General features: G+C 69.2%; 13 protein-coding genes. 1 reads left to right on the top strand and 12 read right to left on the bottom strand.

What is annotated here, in order from left to right; genetic code table 11:
* The first annotated feature begins 23 nt into the window (after positions 1 to 23).
* Complete coding sequence (locus tag ACFTZB_RS01555; RefSeq protein WP_378429786.1) at positions 24 to 3,521, top strand: protein kinase; 3,498 nt, start codon at positions 24 to 26, stop codon at positions 3,519 to 3,521.
* Positions 3,522 to 3,528: 7 nt separating this feature from the next.
* Here the strand turns inward: ACFTZB_RS01555 and ACFTZB_RS01550 are convergent, their stop codons facing one another.
* From ACFTZB_RS01550 to ACFTZB_RS01495, 12 genes are all read right to left on the bottom strand, one after another.
* The gene (locus tag ACFTZB_RS01550; protein WP_378429785.1) at positions 3,529 to 4,545 is read right to left on the bottom strand and encodes an aldo/keto reductase; all 1,017 of its coding nucleotides are present in this window, start codon (positions 4,543 to 4,545) and stop codon (positions 3,529 to 3,531) included.
* Positions 4,542 to 5,033: a hypothetical protein gene (locus ACFTZB_RS01545; protein ID WP_378429784.1), complete on the bottom strand. Its 492-nt coding sequence runs from the start codon at positions 5,031 to 5,033 to the stop codon at positions 4,542 to 4,544. Before ACFTZB_RS01545 ends, ACFTZB_RS01550 begins: the two co-directional genes overlap by 4 nt.
* 4 nt (positions 5,034 to 5,037) lie before the next feature.
* A complete protein-coding gene (locus ACFTZB_RS01540; RefSeq protein WP_378429783.1) occupies positions 5,038 to 6,642 on the bottom strand; it encodes a GMC family oxidoreductase in 1,605 nt (534 codons plus the stop codon).
* Positions 6,639 to 8,150 (bottom strand): aldehyde dehydrogenase family protein, encoded by a 1,512-nt coding sequence (locus ACFTZB_RS01535; protein WP_378429782.1) that lies wholly within the window; start codon positions 8,148 to 8,150, stop codon positions 6,639 to 6,641. The genes ACFTZB_RS01540 and ACFTZB_RS01535 overlap by 4 nt, the downstream gene beginning before the upstream one ends.
* A gap of 16 nt (positions 8,151 to 8,166) precedes the next feature.
* Positions 8,167 to 9,285 (bottom strand): Zn-dependent alcohol dehydrogenase, encoded by a 1,119-nt coding sequence (locus tag ACFTZB_RS01530; protein WP_378429781.1) that lies wholly within the window; start codon positions 9,283 to 9,285, stop codon positions 8,167 to 8,169.
* Between the two features lie 34 nt (positions 9,286 to 9,319).
* Positions 9,320 to 10,336, bottom strand: coding sequence for an ABC transporter permease (locus ACFTZB_RS01525; protein ID WP_378429780.1), 1,017 nt, complete (start codon positions 10,334 to 10,336; stop codon positions 9,320 to 9,322).
* Positions 10,337 to 10,341: 5 nt separating this feature from the next.
* On the bottom strand, positions 10,342 to 11,859 hold the full coding sequence (locus ACFTZB_RS01520; protein ID WP_378429779.1) for a sugar ABC transporter ATP-binding protein: 1,518 nt from the start codon (positions 11,857 to 11,859) through the stop codon (positions 10,342 to 10,344).
* Positions 11,856 to 12,884, bottom strand: a complete 1,029-nt coding sequence (locus ACFTZB_RS01515) for an ABC transporter permease (RefSeq protein ID WP_378429778.1) — start codon at positions 12,882 to 12,884, stop codon at positions 11,856 to 11,858. Before ACFTZB_RS01515 ends, ACFTZB_RS01520 begins: the two co-directional genes overlap by 4 nt.
* Positions 12,885 to 12,929: 45 nt before the next feature.
* On the bottom strand, positions 12,930 to 14,039 hold the full coding sequence (locus tag ACFTZB_RS01510; protein WP_378429777.1) for a sugar ABC transporter substrate-binding protein: 1,110 nt from the start codon (positions 14,037 to 14,039) through the stop codon (positions 12,930 to 12,932).
* Positions 14,036 to 15,223, bottom strand: a complete 1,188-nt coding sequence (locus ACFTZB_RS01505) for an acyl-CoA dehydrogenase family protein (RefSeq protein WP_378429776.1) — start codon at positions 15,221 to 15,223, stop codon at positions 14,036 to 14,038. Before ACFTZB_RS01505 ends, ACFTZB_RS01510 begins: the two co-directional genes overlap by 4 nt.
* Before the next feature lie 13 nt (positions 15,224 to 15,236).
* Positions 15,237 to 16,799: a CoA-transferase gene (locus tag ACFTZB_RS01500; protein WP_378429775.1), complete on the bottom strand. Its 1,563-nt coding sequence runs from the start codon at positions 16,797 to 16,799 to the stop codon at positions 15,237 to 15,239.
* A gap of 248 nt (positions 16,800 to 17,047) precedes the next feature.
* Positions 17,048 to 18,061 carry a LacI family DNA-binding transcriptional regulator gene (locus tag ACFTZB_RS01495; protein WP_378429774.1) on the bottom strand — a complete coding sequence of 338 codons (1,014 nt, stop codon included), beginning with the start codon at positions 18,059 to 18,061 and terminating at the stop codon, positions 17,048 to 17,050.
* Between the last annotated feature and the right edge of the window lie 36 nt (positions 18,062 to 18,097).

The raw sequence follows: 18,097 nt of genomic DNA, 5'->3' as shown, positions 1-18,097 counted from the left end.
ATGGCGAGCGAAGAGGTGGTGGCATGACCGATTTCGACCCGCTCGCCACCCAGCGTGAGTCGGTGTCTGCGACCTTCACGGCCGAGCTGTCCGCGGTCGGGCTGGAGGACGCCAAGGAGATCGGGCACGGTGGGTTCGGGGTGGTATATCGGTGCGCGCAACCGGAACTCGACCGCACGGTGGCAGTGAAGGTTCTCACCTCCGCGCTCGACGCCGAGAACCTCGAACGCTTCCTGCGGGAGCAACGCGCCATGGGCAGGCTGAGCGGCCACCCGCACATCGTCAACATCATGCAGGTCGGGACCACCGACACCGGCAGGCCCTACATCGTGATGCAGTACCACCCCCACGATTCGCTGGACGCGCAGATCCGCCGGCGCGGGCCCATCCCGTGGAGCGACGCCGTGCGCATCGGGGTGAAACTCGCCGGCGCCCTCGAAACGGCGCACCGGGTCGGCATCCTGCACCGCGACGTCAAACCGGGAAACATCCTGCTCACGGAGTACGGCGAACCCCAACTCACCGATTTCGGGATCGCCCGCATGTCGGGGGCGTTCGAGACGACGGCGGGCACCGTCACCGGATCCCCCGCGTTCACCGCGCCGGAGGTGCTGTCGGGGCGGACCCCGACCGCCGCGTCCGACGTGTACAGCCTCGGCGCGACCCTGTTCAGCGCGATCACCGGGCACGCCGCGTTCGAACGGCACAACGGCGAGGAGGTGATCGCGCAGTTCCTGCGCATCACCACCCAGCCCGTCCCGGACCTGCGCAGCGAGGGATTCCCCGAGGACCTGAGCGCCGTGATCCAGCGGGCGATGGCCGGGAAACCGGACGGTCGCCCCGCGTCCGCCGCCGCCTTCGGAGACGAACTGCGGGAGGTCGAGCGCCACCACGGTCTGGCCGTGGACGAGATGGCGATGCCCGTCGACCCCGGCGTCCATCACGGCGAGGACGCCTCGCACGGCACGGTCTCGACCGTGTCCGGTCCGTTCCGGACCTCCACGACGGGACGGGCGAAGTATGCGTCGACGCCGCCGCCCGCGCCGGCCACCCGGTTCCGGCCGCCCGCCGCGACCCGGCAACTCGTGGAGCGCGGCCGCCTGATCGACCTGCTGCGGGCCGGCCGCCGTCGCCTGCTGACCGTGATCCACGGTCCCACCGGATTCGGCAAGAGCACCCTCGCCGCCCAGTGGCGGAACGTCCTCGCCGACGAAGGGGTCGCGGTCGCGTGGCTGACCGTCGACAGCGACGACGACAACGTGGTCTGGTTCGTCGCGCACCTCATCGAGGCGATCCGCCGCGTGCGCCCCAACCTGGCGAAGGAACTCGGCCAGGTCCTCGAGGAGCACGACGACGAGGCCGAACGGTACGTGCTCACCTCGCTCGTCAACCAGATCCACGAGAGCGGCGAACGCATCGCCCTGATCATCGACGACTGGCAGCGGGTGTCGGAACCCGCGACGATCGCCGCACTGGAGTTCCTCCTCGACAACGGGTGCCACCACCTGCAGGTCGTGGTGACGAGCCGGACCCGGGCCGGTTTGCCGATGAGCCGGATGCGGGTCAAGGACGAACTCGTCGAAATCGATTATTCGGAACTGCGTTTCGACGATTCCGAGGCACAGTCGTTCCTCGTCGACCTCGGCGGCCTGCCCCTCGACACCGAGGACGTCACCGAACTGCGCGACTCGACGGACGGCTGGGTGGCGGCGCTGCAACTGGCGTCGCTGTCGCTGCGCGGGCGCGCCGATCCGTCGGAGCTGATCGCCGGACTGTCCGGGCGCCACCACGCGATCGGCGAATTCCTCGCCGAGAACGTCCTCGACACCCTCGAACCCGAGATGCTCGACTTCCTGCTGGCCACCTCGATCACCGAACGCACGTGCGGCAGTCTCGCGGGCACGCTCGCAGGCACCGCCCGTGGGCAGGCGTTACTCGAGGCGGCCGAGGACCGGGACCTGTTCCTGCGCCACATCGACGACGAGCGAATGTGGTTCCGCTACCACACGCTGTTCGCGGAGTTCCTGCGCCGCAGGCTCGAACGCGACCAGCCCGACCGCATCCGGGAACTGCACCGCGCCGCGTCCCGCTGGTTCTGCGACCACAGCCTGCTCCGCGAGGCCGTCGAGCACGCCCTCGCCGGCGGCGAGGAGCAACGTGCCGTGGAACTCGTCGAGGCCGACGGGTTGTTGCTGCTCGAGCAGTCGCAGTCGGCGACGTTGTCCGCGGTGGTCGACATGCTGCCGCCGGGTCTCGTCGCCGCGAGCGCCCGGCTGCAGGTCACGACGGCGTGGGCGAACGCGATGGCGAACCGGACCACGACCGCCGAACGCGCCCTCGAACGCGCCGAACGGGCGCTCGCGGACAGCGACGCGAGCGCAGGTGACACGGCGGATCTGCGGGCGGAGGCGGGCGTCGTGCGTGCCGTGGCGGAACTGCGCAACGACCGCACCGAACGGATCGACGAACTCGTCGGCGACTGCCTCGCCCGCCCGGAGTCGCTGCACCCGTGGGTGGTGTGCGCCGCGTTCAACGTCACCACGTTCGCCGCCGTGTACCGCTTCGACTTCGCGGAGGTGCGCAGGATCCAGGAGGTCGCGCGGCCCTTCTACGAGCGGAACAAGGGACCGCACAACGTCGTTCACGGCCAGAGCTATCTGGGTGTCGCCTCGTGCGAGCAACTCGACATCGACGATGCCGTCGACCGTTTCCGGCGCGCCCGCCGCGCAGGCCGGAAACTGGGCGGCCCGCGCGCACCGTCCGCCCGGCTCGCGGGGTCGCTGCTCGGTGAGGTGCTCTACGAACGCGGGGACGTCGAGGAGGCCGAGCGTCTCCTCGACGACGGGTACACCCTGGCCATCGAGACCGGCGGGGTGGACTTCAAGGTCGCCCGCTTCGTCACCGGAGCGCACGTCAAGGCGCTGCGCGGCGACCGGGAGGAAGCGACGAAACGCCTCCACGCCGGACTCGAGGTGGCCGGGACCTTCTCCCTCGCCCGCCTGCGGGCCCGCGTCGAGAACGAACGCCGGCGACTCGGCATCGCCCCGCATCCGACCCTCGGCGCACCGGACCCGGTCCGCTACGAGAACCGGCGGCGCCCGGTGGCGGGCATCGACGAGATCGTCGCGCAGGTCGAGGAGGCCACCGCGGTTCGGATGCTGCTCGCCACCGGGGCCCGCGAGAACATCGAGACGGCGTGCGTGTGGACGCAGGAGTGGACCGACCGGCTGGCAGGCACCGGCCGCAACCGCGGCCACCTGCTGGCCGAGCGCCTCCGGGTGGCGTGCCTCGCCGCGGCGGGCCGCGAAGACGAGGCGAAGCAGGCACTCGCGTCCATCGCCGCGATCTGCGCGGCGCGCGGACTCCACCGGGTACTTCCCGACGGCGGGCCCCTCGTCGTCGCACTGATTGCGGATCTGCGGGCCGATCAACTGGCCGGCGACTGGCCCCCCGACCGGCCGACGGTGCCCTCCGACTTCCTGGAGGAACTGCAGAACTCGACGTCTCCGTACACGATGTGACCGCCGGTCAGGCCGGGGTGGGCGCCTCCTCCCGGATCAGCCCCGCGGCGCGCAGGTCCTGCCAGAATTCGGCCGGGATCGGGTGTTCGAGCCAGGCCGCGTTCTGCCGCAACTGGTCGCAGTTCCTGGCGCCCAGCAGGAGTTCCCGCACCGCGGGATGCGCGGCCGCGAACTGAATCGACGCGGCCGCCAACGGAACCCCGTGGCGCGCGCAGAACTTCTCGAAGTCGCGTACCCGGCCGAGCACCTCTTCCGGCGCCTGCTGGTAGTTGAACTTGGCGCCGGCGACCGCGCCGGTGGCCAGGACGCCCGAGTTGAACACACCGCCGAGCACGATCGCGACGTCGCGTTCCGCCGCGAGCGGCAGCAGGTCGGTCACCGGATCCTGCTCGAGCAGTGTGTATCTGCCCGCGAGGAGGACGCAGTCGAGGTCGACGCGTTCGAGGGCGTCGACGCAGACGTCGGCCTCGTTGACCCCGATACCGATCGCCTGGACCACACCCTCGTCCCGCAACCGGATCAGCGCGGGAAACGCACCCTCGACGGCCTCCGCGAACCGCGCGGGCTGGGCGTCGCCGTGCGTGTACCGGTCGACGTCGTGCACGTACAGGATGTCGAACCTGTCCTGGCACATGCGCTGCAGGCTGTCCTCCACCTGCCGCAGGACCGCGTCGTACGAGTAGTCGAAGTCGGCCCGGAACGGCGGTGTGTCCACCCAGATTCCGGTGTCGAACGACCCACGCGGCGCGGGGGTCAGCGTGCGCCCGACCTTCGTGGACAACACGTAGTCCTCGCGGTCCTTCGTCAGCAGCGCGTGGCCGACCCGGTGCTCGGACAGGCCGTGCCCGTACATGGGTGCGGTGTCGAACGACCGCACACCCATGTTCCACGCCTCGGCGATCTGCGCCTGGGCGTCCGCCTCGGGGATCGGCCGGAAGATGTTGCCGATGGGCGCACCGCCGTAGCCGAGGAGGGTGACGTCGAAGCCGGCGCGCCCGAACGTCCGAGTGTCGTTCACCTTCATGAATTCTCACCTCCGTTGCCGAGGAACAGGGTGCCCGGGTCGCGCAACACGGCGTCGATCTCCCGGAGGCACACCACCTTGATCGCCGAGACGACGAGCTCCGAATAGAACTGGTCGTGGAACCACTTGTCGCCGCTGTACGCCACGACGAGCCCGCCCTCGCCCACCGCGCTACCACCCCATTTGGTCCACCCCTGCTGGTAGAGGTACGGGTGCAACTGCTGCACGGCGTGCGACGGCAGTCCGGTGGTCCAGCTGATCCGCGCTTTCGACTCGGCGATCGCGTCGTACGGCCCGCGCCAGTCCTTCTTCTCACCCCAGCTGCGGCGGTAGACGACGGGCAACTCCGCATCGGCGGACGGGGCGACGCCCGGCCGGAGCACGACGAGGTGCCCCGGGCTTCCGTGGGAGAGGTTCTCGATCGACGGGAGGGCGAGTTCGACGGCCTCACTGGCGACGTCTGCGGTCAGTCCGGAAAAAGTGGTCATCCGGTCATCCTTCCCCACGGATCAGATCGACGGCCTTCTCGGCGATCATCACCGTGGGAGCCTGCGTGTTGGAACTGACGATCCGCGGCATGACGGACGAGTCGACCACCCGCAGACCCTCGATGCCCCTCACCTTCAGTTCCGGGGAGACCACGGCGTCGTCCCCGACGCCCATCGCGCACGTGCCGACCGGGTGGTACGAGGTGCGGCCGTACGCGCGGACGAACTTCACGTAATCGTCCTTCGTGTTCACCGACAGTCCCCCGGCCAGGTGCTCCGCCTTGATGTGCCGGGCCATCGACGACTGCGCCATGATCTCCCGGCTCTGCCGCAGCCCCTCGATGCTCGACTCGAGGTCGAAGTCGGTGGCGAGGAAGTGCGGGTCGATCAGCGGCTGGGCGGTGGGATCGTTCGACCGGATCTTCACCGACCCGCGGCTCTCCGGCCGCAGCGCGTACGAGTTCAGGGTGCAGCCGTATCCCGGGCGGACCGCCGCGACGCCGGCCTCGACGCCGGCGGCGGGCAGGAAGTGGAACTGCAGGTCCGGGATCGATTCCTGCGCGTGCCCGAAGCTGAATCCACCGGCCTCGACGACCGTCGACGCCAGCGGACCCCGCCGGAAGGCGGCGTACTCGAGCCCCGCCTTGGCCGTGGCCGGACGCATCAGGTTCAGGCGGTCCAGGCTCTGGTACTCGCGGAGTTCGTAGATGACGTCGAGATCGCAGTGATCGTGCAGGTTCCGGCCGACCCCGGGAAGGGCATGGGCCACCTCGACATTCGCGTCCCGCAGATCGTCCGGGTGCCCGATCCCGGACAGCTGCAGGATCTTCGGCGATCCGAACGCGCCGGCGGCGACGAGCACCTCGCGGGACGCGCGGAACGTCTCCACGCCGTGCGGGGTGAGCACCTCGATCCCGGTGGCGCGTCCGCCGTCGAGCAGTACCCGCGACACGACGACGTTCTCCCGCACCGTGAGGTTGGGGCGCTTCCTGGCGGGTCCGAGGTAGGCGACAGCGGCGCTGCACCGGCGGGCGTTCTTCGTGGTCGTCTGGTAGAGGCCGACACCGTACTGGTGCTCGCCGTTGAAGTCACCGTTGAACGGCAAGCCGAATTCCTGCCCCGCCTGGACGAACGACTTCGACAGCGGATGCGGGTTGATCGGGTCGGACACACCGAGCGGCCCGTCGGTCCCGTGGTACGGCGCCGACAGTCGTTCGTTGTCCTCGGACCGGAGGAAGTACTTCTGGATCTCGTCGAACGACCATCCGGCGCAACCGTATTTCAGTGCCCACTCGTCGTAGTCCTCGTGCGCGCCGCGCGTGAACACCTGGGCGTTGATCGAGCCGCCCCCGCCGATCACCTTGCCCTGCGCGAGCGGGATGACGCGACCGTTGCAGTGCTCCTGGGGAACACTCGAGAATCCCCAGTCGTATTTGCTCGCGGTGAGTTTCGCGAATCCCGCGGGCACGTGGATGAACGGATGCCGGTCGTTGCCGCCGGCCTCGAGCAGGAGAACCCGAACCGTCGGATCCTCGGTCAGCCGCCCGGCGAGCACACAGCCCGCCGTGCCACCGCCCGCGATGACGTAGTCGTAGGTGCCGGCACTCATCGGTTGCCTCCGGTCCAGTTCGGGAACACACGCGTGCGTGGTCCGGTGCGGATCTGAATGGTCTTGACATCGGTGAACTCGTCGAAGCCGGCCTGGCCCATCTCGCGGCCGAACCCGCTCTGCTTCATGCCGCCGGCAGGCAGTTGCGGGGCGCCGTCGATGGTGGTGTTCACCCACACCCGGCCGCTGCGCATCTCGCGGGCCACCCGCAGTGCCTTGTCGATGTTCTTGGTCCAGATCGACCCGGCCAGTCCGTACTCCGTGGCGTTCGCGAGCCGGATGGCGTCGTCGACGTCGCTGAAGCGGGTGACGGTGAGGACGGGACCGAAGATCTCCTCCTGGAAGGCGGCGGACTCTTCGGCGACGCCGTCGAGGATGGTCGGGGCGACGAAATGCCCGCTCCCCCAGCTCTCTCCACCCAGCCGGGTGCCGCCGGTGAGGACGGTCGCGCCGTCCCGCCGCGCCGCGTCGATGTGGCCGAGGACGTTCGCGAGGTGGCCCGCGTCGATCATCGGACCCAGTTCGCTCGCCTCGTCGAGCGGCCCGCCCACCGTGATGCGGCCGGCGGCCTCGACGAGGCGCGCGACGAACGCGTCGGCGATCGAGTCCTGGATCAGGAGCCGGGCGCCCGACACGCAGCATTCGCCCTGGTTGAAGAACACCCCGAACAGGACGCCGTCGAGTGCGTCGTCGAGGTCGGCGTCGTCGAACACGACGCTGGCGGCCTTCCCGCCCAGTTCCATCGACAGCCGCTTGACGCTGCCCGCGGACGCCTCCACGATGCGCTTGCCCGTCTCGGTGCTCCCGGTGAACGACAGGATGTCGACGAACGGGCTCTCCGCGAGGGGTGCGCCGACCACCGAACCGGCACCGGTGACCACGTTCACCACGCCGTCGGGAACGCCGGCCTCGGTGAGCAACCGGGCCAGTTCGAGTGCGGTGCCGGACGTGAACTCCGCGGGCTTGATCACGGCGGTGCAGCCGGCGCCGAGCGCGAACGGCAGCTTCTGCGCGAGCAGGAGCAGCGGGAAGTTCCAGGGAATGATCATGCCGACCACACCGGCCGGCTCGCGGACCACCATGGCGGTGCAGTCGTCGCCCAGCGCCGTGTGTGCCTCGCCGTGCATCGTCATGGCCAGGGCCGCCGCGTATTCGAACAACTCGATACTCGCCGCGACGTCACCACGGGCGAGGGTGATCGGTTTGCCGGTCTCCTCGGCGTCGATGCGGGCGAGGTGTTCCTCGTGTTCGCGCATCAGCCCAGCGCAGCGCAGGAGCGCGCGGCCGCGGTCCATCGCGGTCCAGTGCGGCCATTCACCCTCGTCGAACGCCGTGCGGGCGACGGCGACGGCGTCCAGCGCGTCGGCGCGCGTGCCCGCGGTGTACGTCGCGAGTACGCGGCCGTCGGCCGGGCTGATCCGCTCGAACGTGGTGTCCGACTGGGGCACCGCCCGGCCACCGACGAAGTGCCCGTAGGTGCGGAGGTGTGTTGCTTCGACTGTCGACATCTGGAGCCGTTCCTTGTCAGTGTTCGTGGATGAGGACGCCGCGCAGGTTGAGCCCTGCGTGCAGGTCCGCGTAGGCGTCGTTCACCTGGTCCAGGGCGTATCGCCTGGTGATCAGTTCGTCGAGCTTCAATCGCCCCGACTTGTAGTAGTCGAGGAGCGCCGGGATGTCCCGGGTGGGATTGCAGTTGCCGAACAGGACCCCGCGCAGGTGCTTGGCGTAGACCACCAGTTCGAGCGGGCTGATCGGGATTCCCGGTGCGTTCTGGCCGATCGACACGACCGCGACGGTGCCCTCCTTGCGGACGGCGCCGAACGCGTCGGCGATCAGCTGACCGTCCACCACCCCGACGGTGACGACGGCGCTGTCGGCGCCCTGGCCGTTGGTGACCGAGCGGACGAACGGCATGGCCTCGTCGATCGACGCGTACGCGTGGGTGGCGCCGAGTTCGAGGGCGCGTTCGCGTTTGAACGCCACCGGGTCGACGGCCACGACGTGCGCGGCCCCCGCGTGGTGGGCGCCCTGCACCGCGTTGATCCCCACCCCGCCGACCCCGACGATCATGGCGGTGTCCCTCGGACGGACACCCGCGCCGTTCACGGCGGAGCCCCAGCCGGTCGCGACCCCGCACGACACGAGGCAGGCCACGTCGAACGGGATGTCCGCGTCGATCTTCACGGCCTGCGCCTGGGAGGTCACGAGGTAATTCGCGAACGTGCCGAGGCGCTGCATGGCACCGATCGGCCGCCCCGACTGCGTGGCGAACCGCGCCGTTCCGTCGAGCATGAAACCAGCCTCCATACCGGCCCCCGTATCGCAGATATATTGCATCCCCTGCGCGCACCAGGCGCAAGTTCCGCAGGCGGGGAGGTAGGCGGTGGCCACGTGATCGCCGACGGCGAGCCGGGTGACCCCGGGACCGACGGCGTCGATCACCCCGGCACCCTCGTGACCGCCGACCAGCGGCAGCGTGTTGGGGATGTCGCCGGTGACGAGGTGATCGTCCGAGTGGCACAGCCCGGACGCCATCACCTTGATCCGCACCTCCCCGGGACCGGGCTCGGCGAGGACGAGATCGTCGACCTCCCACTTGCCGCCCACTTCGTGAATCACCGCACCGCGTGCCGTCGTACTCATCGTTCTCCTTCGAATCTCACACTGACACAAAGTCTTATTTGATGATCGAGAGCCGGCTGCGGTCGAGCGTCACGGCGACGGCGACGATGACGACCACGCCGTACACGATCTGCTGGAAGCTGGGATCGATGCCGGCCACCGAACCGCCCACCCGGAGGACGGTGACCACCAGGGCGCCGACGAGCACCCGCCATGCGCCACCGATTCCACCGGTGATGGCGCAACCGCCGACCAGCACGGCCGCGATCGCGGGAAGCAGCAGCGAATCCGCGAGTTGCGGTGCGGCGCTCTGCTGCTGGGCCGACAACACGATACCAGCGGCTCCCGCGAAGAAACCGGACAGGGCGAACGCTCCGACCCGGACCACCCGGGTCCGGACGCCGCTCATCATCGCCGCGATCTCCCCCAGCCCGACGAGGTGGAAGACGTTGCCCCGCGGCGAGAACCGCATCGCGCAGAACACCGCGGCGACCGAGGCCACGCCCGCCCACACCGCCATCGGCAGTCCGAGCACCGTCCACGAACTGAGCCAGAAGATCGCGTCGTAGCCTTCGCTGATGTAGATGGTGGTCGACCCCGAGGCGACGAGCGCGACGGCACCCCAGAATCCCAGCGCACCGAGCGAGACGACGAACGACGGGACCTGCCCCAACACGATCAGCAGACCGGTCAGCGCACCGATCAGGGTGAGCGCCACGAGGGTGACGACGACCGCGATCGGGCCGAGCGACCCGATCGCCGTCGCCAGGATCACCGTGGCGAGCGACGCGAGCGCCGCCACCGACAGGTCGATGCCGCCGGTGAGGATGACGAACATCTGGCCCAGCCCCAGCAGCAGGATCGGGACCGCCTGCGCCGAGACCACGGCGAGGGCGTTCACGGACAGGAAGTTCGGTTCGGCGAGAGCGACGAGGAGGACGAGCGCGACCAGCACGACCGACGGTCCCGCCAGGCGCAGCCGGTCCCGCGTCGTCCGGGACACCGCGGCCGCCGCACCCCCGGGCGCGCGCGTGTCGGCGGAAGTCCTCTCGGTGAAAGTTTCTGTTGCCACGGCGATCACATCATTTTCTCGAGGAGTTGGAGTTTGCTGGGCGGGTTTCCGGGCGGCGAGTCGAACTCGGCGGTGATCTCGCCGTCGCGCATCACGAGCACGCGGTGGCCGAGGCCGATCGCCTCGTCCAGGGTGTCGGCGAGCACCAGAATCGCCACTCCCCGCTCGGACAGGTCGCGGAACAGGGCGTACAGGTCTTCCTTAGCACCGATGTCGAGCCCGCGGGTGGGGTGGTCGAGCACCAGCACCTTCAGTCCGTCGCCCAGGATCCACTTGGCGACCACGGCCTTCTGCTGGTTGCCGCCCGACAGTCGCGCGATGTCGGCGTCGGGGTCGGCGGGCCGGATGCCGAGTCTGTCGATCCAGGTGCGCGCCGTCTCCTGCACCCGGGCGCCGGAGGAGATGCGGCCGCCGCCCGCCTTCACCGGATGCACCGTCGCGATGTTCTGTGCGACGGTCGCCCCGGCGATCATGCCCTCGACGCGACGCTCGGCCGGAACGTACGCGACACCGGAGCGCACGGCGTCCGCGGGTGATCCCGGCGCCGAACGCTGCCCGTCGATCTCGACGGTTCCGGAGTCGACGGGGACGGCGCCGAACACGGCGCGGGCCACCTCCTCGCGGCCGGAGTCGACCACCCCCACCACCGACACGATCTCGCCGGCGTGGACGTCGAGCGAGACGTCCGTCGCCTTGCCGCCACACGTGAGATTGCGGACCGACAGCGTCGGTGTGCCGGTCCGGGGGACGGCGCGCTTGCGCTCCGACGAGTAGATCTCCTCGGCCGCACCCTTCCCGATCATCAGCTGGTACAGCTCGGATTCGGTTGCCGCCGAAGCGATCCTCTCGCCGACCACCTTGCCGTCGCGCAGCACGTACACGCGGTCGGAGAAGCGGAGAACCTCGTCGAGGCGGTGCGAGACGAAGATGACGGAGCCGCGTTCCTTGAGGGCGGCGACCCGGCGGTGGAGCACCTCGACGTCCTCGGGTTCGAGCACCGACGTCGGCTCGTCGAGGATGAGCAGCGGCGGGTGTTCGGACTGCCTGGACGCGACGGCGCGCGCCACCTCCACCATCTGGCGCTGCGCGAAACCGAGCGTCTCGGTGAGTACACCCGGGTCGACGGTCGACTCCACCACCGACAGCATCTCCTGGGCACGGGCCCGGATCCGGCGCCGGCGCAGGAATCCGCCACGGGCGGTGTCGCCTTCGTGCCCGAGGATCAGGTTCTGGCCGACGGTGAGGTTCGGCAGCAGCGACTGTTCCTGGTGCACCACCCCGATTCCGTGGTCGGCCGCGTCGGCCGGGCTCGACAAGCTCACGTCGCGCCCGCCGAGCACCATCCGGCCGCCGTCCTGCCGGTGTACTCCCGCGAGAATCTTGAGCAGCGTGGACTTTCCGGCGCCGTTCTCGCCGATCAGTCCCACCACCTCGTTCGGGGCGATGGACAGGCTCACGTCGTCGAGGACGGTGTTGGGTCCGAATTTCTTCGTGACGTTGCGGAGTTCCAGGAGCGATGTCATTTCACGACCCTCAATCGACTGCGGGCGGGCCACCCGGTGGCGATCACCGCGACCACGATGATGAGTCCCTGCGCGCCCTGCTGGATGTACGGGCTGGCGCCCGAGAGAAGCAGTCCGTTGCCGAGGACCACGAGGAGCAGCACGCCCACCAGGGAGTGCAGCGGCCCACCGCGCCCGCCGGACAGCAGAGTGCCGCCGACGACCACCGCGGACAGGGTGAGGAACAGGCTTCCCGATCCGACGCTCACGTCGCCGACGCCGAGCCGGATCGTGGCCAGCACTCCCCCGAGCCCGGAGAGGACTCCGGCCACCGCGAACAGGATGATCTTGGTGCGCCCGACCGGGACGCCCGCCAGGCGGCTGGTGGCCTCGTCGCCGCCGATCGCGTAGGTGTGCATACCGAGCCGGGTCTTCGTGCACAGCAGCACCGTCACGGCGACGGCCGCGAGCGCGAACACCACGACGACGGGAAGACCGAGCCAGTGGCCGCCCGCCCAGGCGGCGAGCGACGGGTCGGCGAGTTGGGGGGTGGCGGTGCCGAAGAGCACGGTGGCGACACCGAGCCCGACGAACCAGGTTCCCAGTGTGACGAGGAAGGACGGCACCCGGGCGAAAACGTGCAGGACGCCGTTGGCCACCCCGAACAGCAGACCGACGCCCAGCGCGATCAGGACCGCGAGGAGTCCGAGGTCGTTGCCGTTGACGCTGTTCGCGGCGAGCAGGACGAACGTCAGCCCGCTGGCCGCCATCACGCCCTCGATGGACAGGTCCACGCCGCCTACCAGGACCACCAGCGTGGCGCCCATCGCGAGGATCACGGGAATGGCGGCCTGCTCCACGATCGCCATCGCATTGCTCGCCGTCGCGAACCCGGGAGCCAGTGCGGCGAACACGGCGCACAGTCCGAGCAGGGCGGTGAGCGGGCCTGCGGTGGACAGCAACCGGCGCACGCGGGGTCGTGTGGCGCGCACGGGCAGGGCGGGATCGGGAGTCGTCACCTCCCCCGTCATTTCGGTCGTCGACATCGTCACTCCTTCGGAAGGTTGTGTGGTTCGTGAATGGTGAGGGGGTTACCGCGCCACCGGACCGGTGATGCGGGAGAAGGGATCCTGCACGGACCGCACGATCTCCTCGTCACTCGGCACGGTGCGGAACCGGTCGACGTTGCTCGCGGTGATCAGCGACTGGTCGACGTAGAATTCCCGGTTCTCGCGGGGCAGCGACGCGACGTCGATGTCCCCGGTCATGGCCTGGTAGCAGATGGCGAGTCCCATCGCGCCGTTGAAGTAGGGGTCGGTCGTGTAGGTGGAGAGCAGTTCGCCGTCGGCGATCGCGCCCAGCCCTTCCGGGGTGGCGTCCGCGGCGCTGGCGATCTTGATCTCGCCCGCCCGGCCCGCTTCACGCACCGCCTGCAGTGCGCCGAGGGCCATGGAATCGGTTGCGGCCCAGATGCCGTTTACCTGGTCGCCGTACTTGTTGAGCAGGGTCTGCGTGGTGGTGTACGCCTTGTTGCGGTCGAAGTCGGCGGGCTGGTCGTCGAGCAGCGTGATGCCGGACTGCCCGTTCATGGCCTGCTGGAAGCCCTGGAACCGGGTCTGGCTGATCTCGTTGGCGAGCAGGCCCTGCAGCGCGATCACGCCGCCGGTGCCGCCGAGCGAGTCGACGAGCGCCTTGCCGGTGTCGGCGCCCTGCTGGACACCGTCGTAGGCGACGTAGGACGCCCACCCGTTGCCGACGTCCCAGGGGTGCAGGTCCGAGGGCTTGCTCCACTGGGTGACCGCGCACCCGCCGCTGTTCTGCACGGCACGCACGATCGCCGGGGTGTCGGCGCTCGTGTTCGGATTGATGTTGAGCAGGACGGTCTTTCCCGCGGCGAGCACCGACTGCAACTGCGACAGCGCGTTCTGCGAATCGCCGCCGTAGACGATCACCTTCAGTTCGATCCCCAGCGATTCGGCGTACGCGCGGCTGCCCTGCACCCACGCGGCCTCGTACGGGTTGGTCAGCGACCGGACCTCGGAGACCATCACCATGTCGCCGCGGTCGACGGTGGCGCCGTCCCGCTCGGTCCGTTCCGATCCCGTCGAGCAGGCGACGGCGGAACTCGCCATGACGGAGACGGCCGCGGCAACGCCGACGGCCCGGACTGCCGCCCTGACCGATCGGTTCGCCGGTGTCATCGTTCGTCCGATCCGGTGCCCGCGGCACCCTTCAGCACGGCCCGGCTGATGATGAGCCGCTGCATTTCGCTGGTGCCTTCGTAGATCTTCGTGATGCGGGCGTCGCGGTACAGGCGCTCCACCTCGTACCCGCGGATGAAGCCGTTGCCGCCGAACACCTGCACGGCGGCGTCGGCGTGACGCACGCATCCCTCGGACGCGTACAGCTTGGCCATCGAGCAGAGCGTCTCGGCGTCCGCCGCGCCGGTGTCGAGGGCCCGCGCCGCCTCGACCGACAGCGCGGTGCCGGCCCGCAGTTCGGTGGCGACCGTGGCGAGGGAGAACGAGATGCCCTGGTTGGCGGAGATCGGCTTGCCGAACTGGCTGCGGTCGAGGGACTGCCGGGTGGCGGCGTCCAGTGCGGCGCGGCTGATGCCGAGGCTCAGTCCCGAGATCCCGAGACGGCCCTTGGCCAGCACCTTCATCATGTAACCGAACGCCTGGCCCTCCTCACCGAGGAGCGCGTCGGACGACAGCCGGACGGAGTCGAACACCAGCCCGCCGACCTGGGACGCCCGCTGCCCCATCTTGTGCTCGTGGTAGGCGCGGCTGACGCCGGGCCGGTCGACGTCCACCAGGAACACCGAGATGCCGCCGCGTTTCCCCAGTTCGGGATCGGTCACGGCGAGCACGACCGCGAAGTCCGCGACGGGGGCGTTGTGGATGTAGATCTTCTCGCCGCTGAGCACCCAGCCGTCGCCGCTGCGCACCGCCCGCGTGGTGATCGACCCGAGGTCGGATCCGGAACCCGGCTCGGTGAGCGCGTAGGCGCAGCGCTTCTCGGCGGAGAGCATCGGGCGCAGGTACTGCTCCCGCTGCTCGGGGGTGCCGTAGTTGCCGAGCAGGCTGCCGAGGATCTCGACGAGCCCGCACTGGTCGGCCACCGACGCATACCCGTAGGACAGCGACTCCATGACGAACAGGTAGTCGAGGGCGGTGCCGCCGAATCCGCCGAACTTCTCGGGCACGGTGATGCCGAAGAGCCCGATCTTGCCCATCTCGGCGTAGATCTCTTCGGGGAATCGTTCGGTCTCGTCCAGTTCGCCGGCGACCGGCCGGATCCGTTCGTCGACGAACTCCGCGACGAGCGTGCGTTCGTCGGTTCCGAGCACGGACGACGGAATGACACTGTTTCCGGTGGGCATGTGTTTTGTCTCCTCAGATGTGTACGGCGACGGGGGCGAACAGCTCCGCGTCCATCAGGCGTGGGTTGTTGACGATCGGGCGGAATCCCATGTGCGGAAGGATGTCCCGATCGATGTCGATTCCGGGAGCGATCTCGGCGAGTTCGAGGCCGTCCCGGGTGAGCACGAAGACGGCGCGTTCGGTGACGTACACCGCCTCGCGTCCCTCACGGACGGCGAGAGCGCCGGAGTAGGTGACCTGGTCGACGCGGTCGACGAACTTCGGCACCGACCCTTCCCGCCGGATCACCAGTTCTCCCCCGACGATCTCGATGTCCAGTCCGCGCGCGGTGAACGTTCCGCAGAACACGGCGCGCGGCGAGTTCTGGGAGATGTCGATGAAACCGCCCGGTCCGACGATGCCGCCGCCGATCTTGCTGACGTTGACGGCGCCGGTGGCGTCGACCTCGGCCATGCCCAGGCAGCTGACGTCGAGCATTCCGCCCGAGAACAGATCGAACTGGGTGGTCGACGAATGCACGACCTTCGGTCCGCGCGCGGCCCCGAACAGGTCGCCGGAGACGGGAATGCCGTCGATCAGCCCCTGCTCGATGGCAAGAGTGATGTCGTCCAGCCGATCCTGCTCGGCGAGCGCGTCCACGACCAGGGCGGACACCCCGAAGCCGACGTTCAGGACGTCGCCGTCCCGGACCTCGGAGGCGGCCCGCCGGGCGATCAGCATGCGGATCGGGTCGTGGTTCGTGGCGCCGAAGCCGGCATTCGCCGCGTCGCCCGACAGCTGCGGGTCGAATTCGCCTGCGTACGTCTGCCATTGGGCTGGCGCGTGGACCACGTCGTCCACCAGGACCGCCGGGATGTGCACGAGCCGCGGATCGATCGGCCGGTCCAGCAGGTTCTTCACCTGGACGATGACCCGGCCGCCGCAGGCCTTCGCCGCCTGGGCGACGGCCAGCGCGTCGAGCTGCGCGGCCTCCCCCGAGCACGTGACGTTGCCGGACGGGTCGATGGAATCGCCGCGGACGATGGCCACGTCGACGGGAAACGGCTTGTAGCGCAAGTACTCACGACCGTCCAGCGTGAGGAGTTCGACGAGGTCCTCGGTGGCGGACGGCGTGAACTTGCCGCCACCGTGCCGCGGGTCGACGAACGTGTCGAGACCGGTGGCGGTAACGAGGCCGGGCCGGCGCGCGCCGATCTCCCGTAGCAGCTGACTGATCGCGCCGCCGGGCCAGGCGTACGCCTCGATCTCGTCGTTGCGGACGAGTTCGATCATCGTCGGCGACCACGTCCAGTGCCCGCCGATGACCCGCTTGATCATGCCCTTGTGCGCGAGGTGGTTGGTTCCGCGGCGCACCCGGTCACCGATGCCGAGGGCGTGCACGATCGTGAGGTCCCTGGGCGATCCGGTCGCGAGAAAGCACTCTTCGAGCGCCTTCAGCACGGTGTCCGGTTCAAGGATTCCGCCGCCCGAACCGGTGAGGGCGATCGTCGATCCCGGCGCGATGCCGCTCACGGCTCGTGTCGCGGTGGTCGGTGTCCAGCGCCTCGCCGCGGCACCCGTTCCCGGCTGTGTCATATCCGCTCCTGTAAATGCTTACATCTGGCCAATCGGTCCATGAACGCCATGCACCCCGTGTATTGACACACTATAGTGTGAGCTGAACAACATCAAGAAAGCGATTACAGAAAGTTTCCGAGATCTGTCCGGCGACCGGAAACAACACGATTCACCGACGATTGTCGCGTCGGCCTGCTTCACCGCACCGGCGCAGCACTGTGCGCCGGGGTGACATGGATGATCGGCGGTTCGGCCGCCGATCCGGCTCAGCTCGGGACGGGGCCGGTCGACTCGCGAATGACGACGTTCGCGGAGATCAGCGGCGGAGACGTGGTGGTCTCGTTGTTCAGGGCGGCACGCATCAGCGACCACGCCTGGTCGCCCAGGTCGATCTTGGGGCTCACGACCGTGGTCAGGCGCGGCGCCAGGTGGCGCGCCATGTCGATGTCGTCGAAACCGGTAACCGAAATATCCTCGGGGACACGAAGTCCCCGCTCCCGCAGTTTCGAGATGACACCGAGCGCGGTCAGGTCGTTGAAGCACACGAGAGCGGTCGGCTCGTGCGTGAGCGCTTCCTCCACCACGTCGTAGCCACCCTCGATGGTCCCGTCGGACGGCACCGCCGTCGCCTCGATCCCGAGCACCTTCGCCATTTCGATGGCCCGCCACCGCTCACGGTTCTGCCAGGCCAGGTCCGAGCCCTTGACGTAGACGATCCGCCGGTGGCCCAGCGTCGCGAGGTGCCCGCACAGCTCCATCATCGGGGTGAAGTTGTCGACCGCGACCATGGGGAGATCGACCCCCAGTTCCACCCGGTTGACGAGCAGAACGGGAGTCGATTGCCTGGCGAGCTCCTTCAGCCCGCTCGTCGGGATCCTCGACGAGAGCAGCACGAGACCGTCGACCTGGCCGAGCAGGTCGAGGGCGGTGGCGAGTTCGTCGGCCGCGTCACCGGAGTAGTCGGCGACGAGCATGCGGTATCCGTCGGCGGTGGCGCCGTGGTGCATCTGCTTGACGACGTCGAAGAAGTACGCGTTGGCCAGGTCGGGCAGGATCACGCCCATGTTTCTCAGCGACCCGAGGACGAGTCCGCGGGCGGCGCTACTGGGCCGGTAGGACAGCTCCTCGGCGACCTTGTGGACCCGGGCCGCGAGGTCCGGGGTCACCGACGAGCTGCCGCTCATGACGCGGGAGACGGTGGCGATCGAGACGCCGGCGGCCTTCGCTACGGTGTTGATCGTGACGCGACGGCTCGCGGGCACTCGGGTCTGATCAGCCATCGTTGCCTCTGCATCTCTCGTCGCCATTGCCACCGC

It is taken from the genome of Rhodococcus sp. NPDC057014, assembly GCF_042673295.1.
Lineage (GTDB): Bacteria > Actinomycetota > Actinomycetes > Mycobacteriales > Mycobacteriaceae > Rhodococcus_F.
This window is presented reverse-complemented; position numbering and strand designations above follow the sequence as displayed.